The sequence below is a fragment of the Paenimyroides viscosum genome, assembly GCF_003858535.1.
In the GTDB taxonomy this organism is placed as follows: Bacteria; Bacteroidota; Bacteroidia; order Flavobacteriales; family Flavobacteriaceae; genus Flavobacterium; species Flavobacterium viscosum.
Genome location: NZ_RQTJ01000001.1, coordinates 185,514 through 200,724 on the forward strand (window position 1 = coordinate 185,514; position 15,211 = coordinate 200,724).

General features: G+C 31.7%; 16 protein-coding genes. 7 read left to right on the plus strand and 9 right to left on the minus strand.

The genetic code is table 11. The features are described 5' to 3' along the window. Positions 1 to 93 precede the first annotated feature (93 nt). Entirely contained in the window at positions 94 to 1,848 is a 1,755-nt protein-coding gene (locus EG242_RS00890; RefSeq protein WP_124898037.1) for an ABC transporter ATP-binding protein, read from the minus strand. After that, positions 1,835 to 2,581: a tRNA pseudouridine(38-40) synthase TruA gene (truA, locus tag EG242_RS00895; protein WP_124898038.1), complete on the minus strand. Its 747-nt coding sequence runs from the start codon at positions 2,579 to 2,581 to the stop codon at positions 1,835 to 1,837. Before truA ends, EG242_RS00890 begins: the two co-directional genes overlap by 14 nt. 91 nt (positions 2,582 to 2,672) lie before the next feature. Between truA and EG242_RS00900 the strand changes: the two genes are divergently transcribed. From EG242_RS00900 to EG242_RS00915, 4 genes are read left to right on the plus strand one after another with little or no spacing between them, the layout of a single operon-like run. Next, positions 2,673 to 3,947, plus strand: a complete 1,275-nt coding sequence (locus EG242_RS00900) for a M64 family metallopeptidase (protein WP_124898039.1) — start codon at positions 2,673 to 2,675, stop codon at positions 3,945 to 3,947. Next, on the plus strand, positions 3,947 to 4,441 hold the full coding sequence (locus EG242_RS00905; RefSeq protein WP_124898040.1) for a metallophosphoesterase family protein: 495 nt from the start codon (positions 3,947 to 3,949) through the stop codon (positions 4,439 to 4,441). Before EG242_RS00900 ends, EG242_RS00905 begins: the two co-directional genes overlap by 1 nt. 3 nt (positions 4,442 to 4,444) lie before the next feature. After that, positions 4,445 to 5,335: a bestrophin family protein gene (locus EG242_RS00910; protein WP_124898041.1), complete on the plus strand. Its 891-nt coding sequence runs from the start codon at positions 4,445 to 4,447 to the stop codon at positions 5,333 to 5,335. Positions 5,336 to 5,359: 24 nt separating this feature from the next. Then, complete coding sequence (locus tag EG242_RS00915; protein ID WP_124898042.1) at positions 5,360 to 6,016, plus strand: DUF2461 domain-containing protein; 657 nt, start codon at positions 5,360 to 5,362, stop codon at positions 6,014 to 6,016. Here the strand turns inward: EG242_RS00915 and EG242_RS00920 are convergent. The 6 genes from EG242_RS00920 to EG242_RS00945 all read right to left on the minus strand — a co-directional run bounded on the left by EG242_RS00920 (position 6,011) and on the right by EG242_RS00945 (position 11,708). Continuing rightward, positions 6,011 to 7,399, minus strand: a complete 1,389-nt coding sequence (locus EG242_RS00920; RefSeq protein ID WP_124898043.1) for an FAD-dependent oxidoreductase — start codon at positions 7,397 to 7,399, stop codon at positions 6,011 to 6,013. The two genes, EG242_RS00915 and EG242_RS00920, sit on opposite strands and share 6 nt — an antisense overlap. Positions 7,400 to 7,522: 123 nt before the next feature. Beyond that, positions 7,523 to 8,212, minus strand: coding sequence for a lycopene cyclase domain-containing protein (locus EG242_RS00925; protein WP_124898044.1), 690 nt, complete (start codon positions 8,210 to 8,212; stop codon positions 7,523 to 7,525). Then, positions 8,213 to 8,665 (minus strand): sterol desaturase family protein, encoded by a 453-nt coding sequence (locus tag EG242_RS00930; RefSeq protein ID WP_124898045.1) that lies wholly within the window; start codon positions 8,663 to 8,665, stop codon positions 8,213 to 8,215. It lies immediately after the preceding gene. A 37-nt stretch (positions 8,666 to 8,702) separates the two neighbouring features. Further along, the gene (locus EG242_RS00935; protein WP_124898046.1) at positions 8,703 to 9,539 is read right to left on the minus strand and encodes a phytoene/squalene synthase family protein; all 837 of its coding nucleotides are present in this window, start codon (positions 9,537 to 9,539) and stop codon (positions 8,703 to 8,705) included. A 5-nt stretch (positions 9,540 to 9,544) separates the two neighbouring features. Next, entirely contained in the window at positions 9,545 to 11,014 is a 1,470-nt protein-coding gene (locus tag EG242_RS00940) for a phytoene desaturase family protein (RefSeq protein ID WP_124898047.1), read from the minus strand. Between the two features lie 46 nt (positions 11,015 to 11,060). Next, positions 11,061 to 11,708: a MarR family winged helix-turn-helix transcriptional regulator gene (locus EG242_RS00945; RefSeq protein ID WP_124898048.1), complete on the minus strand. Its 648-nt coding sequence runs from the start codon at positions 11,706 to 11,708 to the stop codon at positions 11,061 to 11,063. A 422-nt stretch (positions 11,709 to 12,130) separates the two neighbouring features. Between EG242_RS00945 and EG242_RS00950 the strand changes: the two genes are divergently transcribed. Next, positions 12,131 to 13,036: a ribonuclease Z gene (locus tag EG242_RS00950; protein ID WP_124898049.1), complete on the plus strand. Its 906-nt coding sequence runs from the start codon at positions 12,131 to 12,133 to the stop codon at positions 13,034 to 13,036. A gap of 3 nt (positions 13,037 to 13,039) precedes the next feature. After that, on the plus strand, positions 13,040 to 13,684 hold the full coding sequence (gene pdxH, locus EG242_RS00955) for a pyridoxamine 5'-phosphate oxidase (protein ID WP_124898050.1): 645 nt from the start codon (positions 13,040 to 13,042) through the stop codon (positions 13,682 to 13,684). Between the two features lie 5 nt (positions 13,685 to 13,689). Here pdxH and EG242_RS00960 read toward each other — a convergent pair whose 3' ends face one another. Then, a complete protein-coding gene (locus EG242_RS00960; protein ID WP_124898051.1) occupies positions 13,690 to 14,277 on the minus strand; it encodes a hypothetical protein in 588 nt (195 codons plus the stop codon). 92 nt (positions 14,278 to 14,369) lie between these two features. Here EG242_RS00960 and ygiD point away from each other — a divergent pair, with 92 nt between their 5' ends. Next, positions 14,370 to 15,194 carry a 4,5-DOPA-extradiol-dioxygenase gene (gene ygiD / locus EG242_RS00965; RefSeq protein WP_124898052.1) on the plus strand — a complete coding sequence of 275 codons (825 nt, stop codon included), beginning with the start codon at positions 14,370 to 14,372 and terminating at the stop codon, positions 15,192 to 15,194. Positions 15,195 to 15,211: the final 17 nt, after the last annotated feature.

Sequence of the window (15,211 nt, forward strand, 5' to 3'; positions counted from 1 at the left end):
GCCTTAAGCGTTGATTGTTTTATTTTTTATGTGCACGATATGCGTTGCGAATTTAAGAATTTTTTTAAAAACTTTTATAAGCAAATTAATTTGTTAATTGGCTGATACACTTGCATACTGCGATTCGTACAGATTTTTGTATGCGCCGCTCTCTTTTGTTAACAACTGAGCGTGTGTGCCGGTTTCAACAATTCTACCATGATCCATTACCACAATTAAATCGGCATTTACAATAGTTGCCAAACGGTGTGCAATAATGATTGATGTTCTGTCTTTCGTAATAATTTCAACCGCTTTCTGCAATAATTCTTCTGAATAGGTATCGATAGACGAAGTAGCTTCGTCTAAAATTAAAATACTCGGATTGCTCATATATGCACGTAAAAAGGCAATTAACTGACGTTGACCTGATGAAAGCATCACTCCGCGTTCTTTTACGTTATAATCGTATCCGCCCGGAAGTTTCTCTATAAAATCGTTAATACCGATTTCTTTTGCCGCTGTTATAACTTCTTCTTTCGTAATGTTTGAATTATCTAAAATAATGTTGTTTAAGATGGAATCTGAAAAAAGGAAAACATCTTGTAAAACCACGGCAATTTGATCTCGTAAACTGTTTAAAGTGAAATCGTTGATGTTCATTCCATCAATCAAAATTTCGCCTGATTCAATATCGTAAAATCGACTTAAAAGATTGGCAATGGTTGATTTCCCAGCTCCAGATGCGCCAACAAAAGCAACTGTTTGTCCTGCCTTAATGTTCAGATTGATACTGTTTATAACTTTTTTGCCGTTGCTGTAACTAAAATCGACATTCTTAAAATCAATGGCACCTTTAAAATCGGGAGCTGTGATTTTTCCTTCCTCCTGAATTAAATCATCACGATCTAAAATTTCAAAAACTCGATCCGCAGCCACAATTCCCATCTGCATCACATTAAATTTATCGGCAATTTGTCGCAACGGGTTAAACAACATCGAAATCATCATGGTATAACCAAATAAATCTCCGGTTGTGGTTAAATTATCGCCCTGAACAATGGTAAATCCGCCATAAATAATCACACAACCTAATGTAACCGCCGAAACAATATCGGCAATAGGGAAGAAGATCGAGTTGTACAGAATGTTTTTCTGCCACGCATCGTTATGTTTCTGGTTGATTTTTTTAAAGTTTTCATATTCAATCTGCTCACGATTAAACAATTGAACGATTTTCATTCCAGTCAATCGTTCCTGAATAAAGGTGTTTAAATTGGCAACCTGCAAACGAACTTCTTCAAAAGCAACTTTCATGTGTTTCTGAAAAATTCGAGTAGCATACAGTAAAACCGGCATGGCAACAATTACAATAATGGTCAGTTTCCAGTTCATCCACGTCATAATTCCCAAAACAACCAACATTTTTAGCACATCGCCAACAATCATGAATAATCCTTGACTAAATATGCTTGCAATGTTCTCAATATCTGATACATTTCGGGTAATCAATTTACCCACAGGCTCGTTGTCAAAATAGCTCAATCTAAATTTAAGCATTTTATCAAACAGGTTGGTACGAATGTCTTTTATGATATTTTGTCCCAGCCAGCTTGCAATGTAGGTAAAGAAAAACTGCGACGAAACTTCTAAAATAAGTACCAAAGCCATTAAAGCCACGTAAATACTTAATCCGCCTAAATCTGCTTTTGCAATATAAACATCCACTACATTTTTAACCATGTAAGGGCGAATTGCTCCAAAAACAGCAAGGGTAATAACCGTAAGCACTACCCAGAACATTTTGTCTTTGTAGGGCTGCGCATATTGCATTACTTTTTTTAATGTAGACGTTTTATTTGGTGTCATTTATATAAGGATATTCTACTTGTGTTAAATATAAACCGTGTGCCGGAACAGAAAAACCTGCCTTGCCGCGATTTTTGCTTTTTATGATTTCATGAACATCGTTTACCGAAATTTTTCCCATTCCAACATTCAGCATGGTACCAACAATTGCACGAACCATATTGCGTAAAAAACGATTTGCCGAAATATGAAAAATTAACTGTGAACCATTTTTTTGCCAATAAGCTGTGGTTATGTTGCAGTTAAAGGTGAAAACGTCGGTATGTGTTTTGCTGAAACATTCAAAATCTTCGTATTCTAAAAGAATTTTGGCTGCTTCGTTCATTTTATCAATATCTAAATTTCTAAACTGATAGTAACTTAAGTCTTTTAAAAAGCTGTTTTTGAATGTGTTTATGTGATATTCGTACGATCTTGAAACAGCATCAAAACGCGCATGTGCTTCCTTAGCAACTTTAAAAAAGTTAAAAACGGTAATATCTTCAGGTAAAAACGAATTTAATTTATGAACCATTAATTGTTTGTCAAAAACAACATCAGTATCAAAATGCGCATACATTAATTTTGCATGTACACCGGCGTCTGTTCTACCTGCGGCAACTAGTTCAAAATCATCTCTAAACAGCACATTTACAGCTTTGGTTAAAACTTCTTGTACACTTATAGCTTCGGGTTGCAACTGCCAACCATGATAATTTGTGCCGTTATATGCAAACTGAATAAAGTACCTCAATTATTAAAAATTTAAACATACAAATATACTTTAATTTAGCGGAATGCGTGTATTAACAAAAAACTAAATATTTTTGCAGAAACAATATTTTATGAAAAAATTTCTATCCCTTATTTTTATACTGATCAGCTTTATTGCAAGCGCACAGAATTTCAATGATTATTTTACTGATAAAACGCTTCGGTTAGATTATATTTTTGCAGGAAATGCCAAGCAGCAGAATATTTATTTAAGTGAAATGATTCAGTTAAGTAAATGGCACGGACGTGTTGATAATCTTTCGGTTACACCCATTCAAGGTAACGGACAAATAAAGGTTTACAGCACTGCAAATGATAAACTGATTTACGTTTTGCCCTTTGGAAGTTTGTTTCAGGAATGGTTAACGTTGGAAGATGCAAAAAATCAGTTTAAGAGTTTTGAGAATTCTTTTTTGATTCCTTTTCCAAAAGAACCAATTCGTGTTGATGTTTCGTTTTTTACAGCTGATAAACAAGAAAGAGTATTATCTCAGCAATTTATCGATCCAAAAGATATTTTAATTAGAAAAGTTACAGATGTTCAAAATCCGTTTGAAGTTGTTCATCATTCTAAAGTAAAAAATCCGATAAAGATTGCGTTGGTTGCCGAAGGATATGCCGAAAACGAATTAGATCTTTTCATGGAATATGCGCATAAAACAGTTGAAAATCTGTTTAATCATAAAGTGTTTAAAAAATATCAGGATTATTTTGAAATAGTTGCTGTAAAAACGGTTTCAAAACAATCGGGTATAAGCATTCCCTCTAAAGATATCTGGCTGAATACGGCAGTTGGGTCAAACTTCGATACTTTTTATTCAAATCGATACTTAACAACATTGCATACCAAATTACTGCATACGCAATTGGAGAATATTCCGTATCAGCACATTATTATTTTGGCAAATACCGATTTTTACGGTGGTGGCGGTATTTTGAATTCGTACAGTTTAACTACAACTAAAAATAAGGAATTTGCGCCGGTTGTTGTTCATGAATTCGGACATAGTTTTGCAGGTTTGGCTGATGAATATTTTTATGCGGAAGATGTTTTTGAAAACAAAGCAACTTTAAGTATTGAACCTTGGGAGAAAAATATTACGTCGTTGGTTGATTTTGAATCTAAATGGAAGAATTTATTGAAAGCCGAAACTCCTATTCCCACAGATGCATCAATGCAGAAAGATGTTGAAATTGGTGCTTTTGAAGGATTAAAAGGCAACGGATTGTACATTCCTACTTTAACTTGTAGAATGAAAATTAACAATACCGAAGATTTTTGTCCGGTTTGCAGCAATGCAATCGAAGAAATGATTTTATTTTATACAACCAAGCAAAAAAAGTAATGAAGAAAATTTTGTTATTGTCTGACACCCACAGTTACATCGACGATCGAATTTTGCATTATGCAGAACAAGCAGATGAAGTGTGGCATGCGGGCGATATTGGCGATTTAAAAGTAACCGATGCGCTTAAAAAAATTAAACCTTTACAGGCTGTTTACGGCAATATTGATGATGCGGAAGCACGAAAAGAATTTCCGTTAGATGCTGTTTTTATGTGCGAAAATAAAAAGGTATGGATTACGCATATTGGCGGTTATCCTGGGAAATATCCAGCAAGAATTAAAGAAGGATTTGCGTTGTACAAACCCGATATTTTCATTTGCGGACATTCGCATATTTTAAAAGTTCAGTTCGATAAACAGTTTAATTGTTTAGATTTAAATCCTGGTGCAGCAGGTATTTACGGATTTCATCAAATGAGAACAATGCTTCGGTTTAAAATAGATAAAGATAAGATTGAAAATTTAGAAGTTATAGAATTAGGTAAAAGATAACGTATGATAGTATATAACGCAAAAGATTGGTTAGGATTTATTTTTAAGATTCATAAATCAGACACCGTTCGTAAATTATGGCCAGCAATTCTTTTTATGGGTTTGCTGTCTTGGTTGGTTGCTTATTTAGAACTCGATTATTTTAATCTTTCACAGAATTCAGCCTTAAAAAACACATCGATATTGCATACAGTAATTGGTTTTGTATTGTCGTTATTATTGGTTTTTCGAACAAATACAGCTTATGATCGTTGGTGGGAAGGTCGAAAAATGTGGGGAAAACTGGTAAACGATTCTCGCAACCTTGCAATAAAACTAAATGCATTAATTCCTGAAGAAGATAAAGTTACACGCATCTATTTTAGCAATAAAATTAAACTGTTTGCAAAGGTTTTACATACCCATTTAACAAGTGAATCAACAAAATATATGCTTGATGAAGAAGAGCATCCCGAATACGATGAATCTTTAAAAGCACAGCATCCACCCACAAAAGTTGTTGGTAAAATGTATGTAGCCTTGCAAAAACTGGAAAAAGACAAGATTATTTCTCCGCAAGATAAATTAATTTTAGATCAAAATTTAAATGGTTTGTTAGATGTTGCCGGAGCTTGTGAACGTATCAAAAACACACCGATTCCTATTGCTTATGCCGTTTTTATAAAGAAATTTATCTTTGTGTATGTTCTTACATTGCCAATTGGTTATGTGTTTACAACAGGCTATTTTATTGTGCCGCTGGTAATGATTATTTTCTATGTTTTGTTGAGTATAGAATTGATTGCCGAAGAAATTGAAGATCCTTTTAACGGTGGAACCGATGATTTACCTACAGCAAAAATTGCCGAAAACATTGGTAAATATGTTTCAAACGTTTTAAAGGATAATAATTAATAGTATCTTTAAATTAAAAAAGTAATGCAGAACGTTTTAGATTATATAAATAAATTACAACAGAATAATAATCGCGAGTGGTTTACCGAAAATAAAAAGAGTTTTGAAGATGCTAAAGAAACCGCAAGTAGTTTGTTTAATGCTGTTTACAATGAACTAAAATCAAGCGATCATTTAGAGCCTTTAAAGATTTATAGAATTTATCGCGATGTTCGATTTTCTTCCGATAAAACTCCATATAAAAACCATTTTTCAATGTTCATGAGCAGATCGCAACCCGATTTTCGTGGTGGATATTACCTTCATATAGAACCTGGAAAATCTTTTATTGGTGTTGGATTTTTCGATCCGAATAAAGAAGATTTGTTGCGTATTAGAAAAGAAATCGAATTAGATGATGAACTAGAAACCATATTAAATTCCAAAGACATACAAGCTACATTTGGAACTTTAGAAGGCGACGAAGTTAAAACAGCTCCAAAAGGTTTCGATAAAACCCACGAACGAATTGCTTTGTTAAGGAAAAAACAGTTTTTATTGATTCATAAATTTACCGACAAAGAGGTTTTAAGTCCTGATTTTTATAAAGAAGCGGCAAAAGTTTTCAAAAAATCCAGACCTTTTGTAGATTATATGACCGATGTGTTGCTTACGAATTTGAATGGGGAAAAGAATTTATAAATCTTGAGATTTAAAGAAACTGCCACGTGGTTGATCGCTTTCATGTAACGCAATTTCGGTATGTAAAAATTTTGCAGCATTGGCAGAATCTTTAACCTTAACCTTAGTACGATCAATCATTTCGGCTTCAAAATCATTAAGTATTAATTTTCTTAAACCTTGCTCTTTATTAAGCATTAAATATTTGTGTTTACTGTATATTTTACGTGCCAAAGCTAAAGCGTCTAATAATGCCTGATTGGCACCTTGACCTTTAAACGGACTCATAGGGTGTGCGGCGTCGCCAATTAATGTAGCATTGCCTAAATTCTGTAAAAGTTCTGGAGAAATTATAGATCGATCGTACACTGGATAACCAGAAATTTGATGTGCTGCAGTTGCATTTAAAATATCAGGAATAGGAGCATGCCAGTTTAAACGTTTACAAGCTTCTTCTTTTAATTTTTCTGAACCATTTAAGCTTAAATCAATAGCGTCTTTTTCTGAAATTAAGAAACTAAGCTGCCACATAATTGATTCAGAATCAAAAGGCATCATATAAATTCGTTCTTTGCCATTAGCTGTTTGAAACACCGTTTCTCTATCTAATAATTCATGATCTTTAAGAGATTTTAAACTACAAATCCCTAATATTACCATACAATCTAAAAACTTTAGCGGAGCTACTTTTTCGCCAACCAATAAATTACGTACCGAACTTCGAATACCGTCTGCACCAACCACTAGGTTTGTGGTGGTTATCTTTAATTCATTATTTACTAAAAAGCTAAGTTTAACTTCTTGTTCATTATTTTGTTCGATATTTATTAATTTATGACCCCAATTTATGGTTTCTTTACTTTGTAATTGATTCATAAGCTGTAAACGCAAATGTTGCCTGCTTATGTGAATATTTGTATATTTTGAAGTTTTAGCCGAGGAATTTTGTAACCATTTTCGCATTCCCCATTCGCCAACAATTGTTCCATCTGCGGTATGAACTATGTGTTTGGTTGATACAATCCCTTTATCTAAAGTATCAATTCCAAAACCTTGAAGTGCTTTGCTGGCTTGTTGTAAAGTAAGACCGTAACCTTGAGCTCGACTTTCAAAATTTTGATCACGTTCATAAATTGTGAAGGGAATTCCGCGATGATAACATGCAACAGCCAATGCAACCCCGCCGATTCCGGCTCCGATAATAGAAACATGTGGAAATTCTAGCTTTGGTTCTAAAATTTTTTCATAAGAAGCAATTAAACCAGAACCATTACAGTGTAAACAGTTTTTTAAAGGAGTATTTTCAGTAGTAGTTTTTTTCTTTTTTGTATTGATACGTTGCTTTACTTTACCAATTCCTAAACAATTTTTACATACTGTGAAATAGGTAGTTGTAGTGTGCATTTTGAACTATTTAAGATGAGCAGTTATATTAATCTCTGGTAAATGCAAAATTATAAAAAACCATTCTTATAAATTTGATTTTTTTTAAAACTAAATAAATAACAACAACAATATTCAATAAAATTAGCTTTGTTTAACTTTAAACAATTTAAAGAAGTACAGCACTAAAAGAAACTGCGTGTAACCATACACAGCGTCTTCTACCGGTATTGTTAACATTCTTATTCCCATAAAATGTGTTGGATTATAATTAACAATTGGTGATTCTAATCCGGTTCCAGTTAAAATGCCGTTAACTGCAAAAAAGCCCAACATAAGAAAAGAATATATAGCAGTTGCTTTACCAAGCCAATAAATGCGTTTAATAAAATGTAGAAATATTAAGGTTAATATAGTAACTATTGCTGTTAATAAAGTATATATTTTATCGTAATGTAATAAAGCAACAACTGCACAAATAATAACACTTATAAAAACAATAATGTTATTAAAACTTTGTAGTTTTTGTAATTCAAAAAATTTATCAATACAATAGTATGTAAATACGCAAGAGAAAGGTATACAAATAAAAAACAACCATTCTTCTATAGGTAAGCCAGCAAATGTAAAACCTAAGGTATAATCAGTATCAAACCACCAAACGCCCATTTGTGTAAACCATATATCCCATAAAATAAAAGGTATTGCAACTATAACTGCAGCTTTAAAAAATGTTATAAAATGCTTGTAGAACCTTATTCTGTTATCAAAAGAAGCAATGAAGCAAATTATTATTGTAAAAAATAGTACAAGTAAATAAGTGTATGGTTTCATTTAATTTTTATTTAAAAACATTTTAAAATATTTATGTGGCACGTGAAGAAATCCAAAACATTCACCTTTTTCTTTACCCAAGTGTTTATGATGTTGTTTGTGGGCTCTTCGTAAGGCTAAAAAATAAGCATTTTTGGTGTTTGAGAATATTTTAAAGCGTTGATGAATAAATATATCGTGAATAAAAAAATAAGCAATGCCGTACAGCATAATTCCTAAACCTACATAGAATAAAAAATTAAAATCTTTTAAAGATCCAAAGTACATAAGTGCTATAGTGGGAAGAGCAAAAATGACGAAAAAATAATCATTTCTTTCAAGATCACCAGTATTGCTATGATCGTGATGATCTTTATGTAACACCCATAAAAATCCATGCATTACATATTTGTGTATAAGCCATGTAGCGCCTTCCATTAAAGTAAATGTTATAATTACTATGAGTAAATTCATTATATATATTTAAATTAATTAAATTTTACTGAGTTGTTTACAAAATTGCAACCTTGTAACGCAAATAGCTTTTAAAAGCTACATAAGCTTTTTGCAAATTATGAATTCTAGTTCTACTGTTAAGAATCTGGTTTGAATCTTTACTTTTAATTTTATAAAAAAGTGATAAATAATATTTATAAGCCAGATAAACACCGAACTTAGAAGAATTAGGTAATTTTTTAATTCCTATTAATGCCTCTTTAAACTCTAATTCAATTTCGTTTTCAATTTGATATTTAATGTGATCGTTAAAAGCTAGCATATTCACATTAGGAAAATAAGTTCGACCTAATTCTTGGAAATCATCTTTTAAATCTCTTAAAAAATTAATTTTCTGAAAGGCAGATCCTAATTTCATAGCATACGGCTTTAATTCTTGATATTTTTTCTTATCTGCTTCTGTAAAAACTTGCAAACACATTAAGCCAACAACTTCTGCCGAACCGTGAATGTATTCATTATATAAATCAGAATTATAATTAATCTTTTTAAGGTCCATTGCCATACTGTGAAGAAACTGGTCAATTAAATTTCTGTCGATATTATATTTATGAACCGTTTCTTGAAAAGATTGCAAAATTGGATTTAAAGAAATGCGTTCTTCTAAAGCTGTAGCAGTTTCTAATTTTAATCTATTTAATAAATTTTCTTTGTTATAACCATGAAAACTATCTACAATTTCATCTGCTAATCGTACATATCCATAGATAGCGTAAACACCACGACGTATGTTTGGTTTTAAAGCTAAAATACCAAGTGAAAAGCTGGTGCTGTATTTTTCTGTTGTTTTTTTACTTACGTCGTAAGCTAGTTCATCAAAAAGTTTTTTCATAGTTTTTATTTTAAGTTATTAACTTCTTTTGCAACAATTTTACCCGATATAATTGCCGGCGGAACTCCCGGACCTGGTACGGTTAGCTGTCCTGCATAAAAAAGATTTGTTACTTTTTTGTTTCTAATTTTTGGTTTAAGTATTGCAGTTTGGTTTAATGTGTTAGCCAATCCGTAGGCATTACCACCATAAGCATTATAATCGTTCTTAAAATCGGATACACAATAGCTTTTTTTATAATCGAGTTTAGCGTAAAGGTTTTGAGCACCAGTGTGCTTTTCAATTCTAGAAAGCATGTGTTTAAGATAAAATTCTCGTGTAGACTCATCGTCATTAATACCTGTTGCAATAGGTAATAATAAAAAAAGGTTTTCACAATTTTCTGGAGCTACAGACGCATCGGTTTTAGACGGACAACAAACGTAAAACAACGGATCTTTTGGCCAAGATTTATCGGTATAAATACAATTAATATGTTGATCTAAATCGTTTTCAAAAAACAACGTATGGTGCTTTAACGCCGGTATTTTCTCTTTAATACCTAAATAATAAATAAGGCAAGAAGGTGCAAAAGTCTTTTTTCGCCAATAATGTTCGCTATAATTTCTATATTGTTGTGGCAGAAGCGTTTCGGTATGATGATAATCTGAAGATGCTATAACGGCATCAAAATGTTCGCTTTTTCCGTTTATAATTACAGATGATATATAATTTTGATCGATATTTATTTTATCAATTTTTTTATTAAAATGAAAAACCGAACCTTGTGCTTCGGCAACTTCTTTCATTGCAAGAACCAACTGGTAAAAACCACCCATAGGATAATGTGTACCTAAAGCATAACCGCCATAATTCATTAAGCTATACATAGCTGGAATTTTTGCAGGTGATGCACCTAAAAAAATCACAGGAAATTCCATTAAAGACCTTAGTTTTTCATTGGTAAAGTATTTAGCTACATACGTTCTAAAATTAGTAAGTAAATCTAATTTTAAAGCACTTTTTGCAATGGTTGGCGAAACAAATTCTAAGAAACTATGACAAGGTTTGTTAACAAAATCGGTCATCCCAACTTGGTATTTGTACTTTGCGGCCTGCATAAATTTATCGAGCTGTTTACCGGCACCCGACTCTAAATTTTCTGCAAGATTTTTAAGCTCTTGATAAGATTCTGGAATAGAAATAGCATCATTAGCAAAAATCATATCAAATTGCGGATTTAAAGAAACTAGCTTATAAAAATCGGAAGTTGTAAAACCAAAATCATTAAAGAAATTCTCAATAATATCAGGCATCCAATACCAACTTGGTCCCATGTCAAAAACATAACCATTATTGGTAGTAAATTGTCTGGCTCTGCCACCAGGCTTATCGTGTTGTTCAAAAACATGTACTTCATGACCTTCTTTAGCGGCATAAGCTGCAGCAGATAAACCCGAAAAACCAGAACCAATTATTGCTATTTTCTTTTTCATTTTTTTAGAATTGTGAAGAATTTTTGGTTACAAAATCACTTTAATTTTAATTGTTTTTAATATCTAACAAATTTTCGGGGTCTAAATTCATTTCATAAATAGGTTTATGAAAATCATTAAGTTTACTTAATAACCTTATCAATTCTGTTTTTTCGGTCTCTGTAAGGTTTCCAGTAACCATATTAGTTGCCTTTCTTATTTTTCCCATTTGGCTTTCTAACACCTGTAATCCTTGATTTGTAATGGCAATTACTTTACTTCTTTTGTCTGTTTTAGATTCTTCTTGAATAACCCATCCTTTTGTAATTAACCTATTAATTATTAGGATTCCTACGGGTTTTTCATGTACATTTTTTTTAATTAATTCCATCTTAGTCATTTCACCAAATGCTTTCAGGTTTATTAGATAAATAAAATCTTCTTGAGTAGAAAATTCCGAACCCGAAATAGCTGCTTTAGAATAATTTTTAGCAAACCGGTTCATGTGTACCAACAAAGTACTAATAGCACTGTCTGCAGTTCGTCCGTTTTCTTTTCCTTCCCAATAAGTTTCAGCAACATTTGCATTTTCAGCATAATTTTCAGCTATCCATTTTTTAAAACCAATAATATCGTTACTGTAATTTTGATTAGCATTAGAACTATCAAAAGCTTCTACTAAATCAATAGTGTTTTTTATAAGGGCATATTTCATAATATAAAAAATATAGGTTACAAATATACTATAATATATTTTAAAAGGTTTATTAATATATATAATTTTTGTTTTAATTTAATAATGAAATTTCAAACGTGCGGTATTGTACAATTTTGTAAATTTGAACCCGTTGGGTGTAATTATTTCCACCACATAAAAACATAGGTTTTTCTTATGTTTTAAAAGATTATGATAGACGTTCTTTACTTTTTACATAGCAAACTATGTGAAAAAAGTATTATTTTCTATCCCATCTTTACCAATTAGTTATAATTCTATGCGTCTATGTGGTTGATTTTTTATTTATTTTGAATTACACCCAACGGGTAAATTTGATTAAAATAAAATGCTTGTATTTAAATGAGCTATAAAACCTTGTTGCAACTAAATGACATTGGTTTTTAATTAATTTTTTATAAATGAAGGTAAGCATTTTAGGTTGCTATTCGGCAACTCCACGTACTATTACAAACCCAACTTCGCAGGTATTAGAGATTAATAATCAAATGTATTTAATAGATTGTGGCGAAGGAACGCAGGTACAATTACGCAAGCATAAAATTAAATTCTCGCGAATAAATCACATTTTTATTTCGCACTTACACGGTGATCATTTTTTTGGATTGATTGGTTTAATATCTACGTTTTCACTTTTAAACAGACCAAATGATCTAAATATTTACGGTCCAAAGGGTATAAAAGAAATTATTTTATTACAAATTAAACTTAGTAAATCGTACACCAAATACAACTTGTTTTTTCATGAGTTAGAATCAAAACAATCGGAACTTATTTTTGAAGATGATAAAATTACGGTTTATACCATTCCGTTAAAGCATCGTGTGTACACAAATGGTTTTTTATTTAAGGAAAAACAAGGGTTACGCAGAATAAATATCGATGCTGCGAAAGAGCATAATATTGAAGTTTGCTATTTTAACAAACTGAAACAAGGCAGCGATTTAAAACAAGAAAATGGTACCGTTATAAAAAACGAAACGGTTACTTTTGATCCATTGCCAACACAATCTTATGCTTTTTGTTCGGATACTATTTATAACGAAGAAATAATACCTTTGATTGAAAATGTTGATGTACTGTATCACGAAAGTACTTTTTTAGAGCAAGATGAAAATAAGTGTCTTCCAACCGGACATTCAACAGCAATACAAGCCGCAACAATTGCAAAGAAAGCCAATGTTAAAAGTTTAATTTTAGGACATTATTCTACCAGATATTCCGATATTAATTTGTTTAAACAAGAAGCTGATACTGTTTTTAAACCTACGTTTTTAGCAGATGATGGTTTGGTTTTTAAATTTTAAAATATGAGTGATTTAAGTAATTATAGAAAATCGTACGAAAAAAGTGAATTATTGGAATCAATGATTAATGAAAATCCAATGATGCAATTTAGAAAATGGTTTTACGAAACCGAAGAATTTGGTGGGGTAGACGAAGTAAACGCTATGACTGTTTCAACAATTGGTTTAGACGGTTTTCCAAAAGCACGTGTGGTGTTACTTAAAAAATACGATGAATACGGATTTACTTTTGTTACCAATTACGATTCTGAAAAAGGAAAAGCTTTGCTACTAAATCCGCAGGTATGTTTATCTTTTTTTTGGCCATCAATTGAACGTCAAGTGATCATTAAAGGAATTGCCGAAAAACAAACAGAAGCGTATTCCGAAGGATATTTTCATTCGCGACCAAAAGGCAGTCAATTAGGAACAGTTGTTTCGCCACAAAGCAGCATTATTCCAAACAGAGAATTTTTAGATGAACAATTAAAAAATTTAGAATTAGAATATGAAAACACCGAAGTACCAAAGCCTGAAAATTGGGGCGGTGTTTTGGTAAAACCCGTTTCTATTGAATTTTGGCAAGGGCGTGCCAACCGTTTACACGATCGTATTCGTTACACCTTATTAGAAAATGACGATTGGAAAATTGAGCGTTTGGCTCCGTAATAAATTTATTCAAAATTTATGCGTACAATTCGCAATTCATCTGTATCAATTATCTTATTTGAATTAAAATCATTCAATAATATAAAGGTAAGTTTGTTATGTTTCATTTGCTGAACAGGAAATTCTTTTCCTTCTAAATAAAATCTATTAATAGTCCATTCTAATAAGCCAACCTCATTTTTTTGCGAAAGCAAATCAACACTTTTATTCACATCGTTTTCATAAAATAAATAATGATGTACATACTCATTAATTACTAAAGCCGAATAAAATCCATCATCATCTGTTGGTATCCTTGAAAATTCTTCGAAAAAAGGAATTAAATTAATTGCTGTTCCTTCCTCAATAACAGGCAAATCATCTTCGTTAATAACAATAGTTGCTTTTAATCCGTTGAAGTTTTCTTTTTTTGTATGATGAAATTTACTTTGAAACTGAATTTTAAAAGGTTCTTTCTTCAAGGTAATAAAATCATTTTCACTTGATACATTTTTAGTTGTGCCATTTTGTAAAATAGTTATTTCATTAGTAAAAGATTGTGCGCCAATATAATTATAAAAACCAAGAGCAATAAGTGTAATGAAAAACTTCATGTAAGAAACCGTTTTTTAAGTTAAGTAATTAATCTAAATTAAGGATATTATTGTAAATTATATCGAAATTTGTGTAAGATAAAAGTAGAAAAATGAACAATTTAAAAAACTATACCGATCAATTTAAAGTTCGTGAAAAATTACAACCTGTATTCTTTATTGGGCACGGGTCGCCAATGAACGGAATTGAACAAAATATATTTTCAAAAAAATGGCAAGAAATTGGTAAAACAATCGATTTGCCTTGTGCTGTTTTAGTTGTTTCTGCACATTGGTTAACAACCGGAACTTTAGTAACCGCAATGGGCGAGCCGAAAACAATTCACGATTTTGGTGGTTTTCCACAAGAATTGTTTAACGTACAATATCCCGCACCAGGAAGTCCGTTTTTAGCCGAAGAAACCGCAAAATTAATCACATCAACCAATGTGGGTTTAGATCATGATTGGGGATTAGATCATGGAACTTGGACTGTGGTTAGACACATGTTTCCAGACGCAAATGTACCTGTTTTACAGTTAAGTATCGATTATAATAAACCTTCTGCCTATCATTACAATTTAGCGAAAGAATTATACAATTTACGTAAACGTGGTGTGATGATAATTGGTAGCGGAAACATGATACATAACCTAAGAATGATTGATTGGAACAATATGGCAGAACCCGGTTTTGGTTTTGATTGGGCTAAAAGTTTAAATGAAACTTTTAAAAAGAAAATACTTTCAAAAGATCATAAAGATTTAATTGAATATCAAAATTTGGGCGAAGCGGCAAGGTTAGCAATTCCTACACCAGATCATTATTATCCAATGCTTTACGCACTTGCTTTAATGAGCGATAAAGACGATGTTTCTATTTTTAATGATGAATATGTAGGAGGATCCTTGTCAATGACATCATTTCGTTTAGGATAAAATATAGTATATTTGTC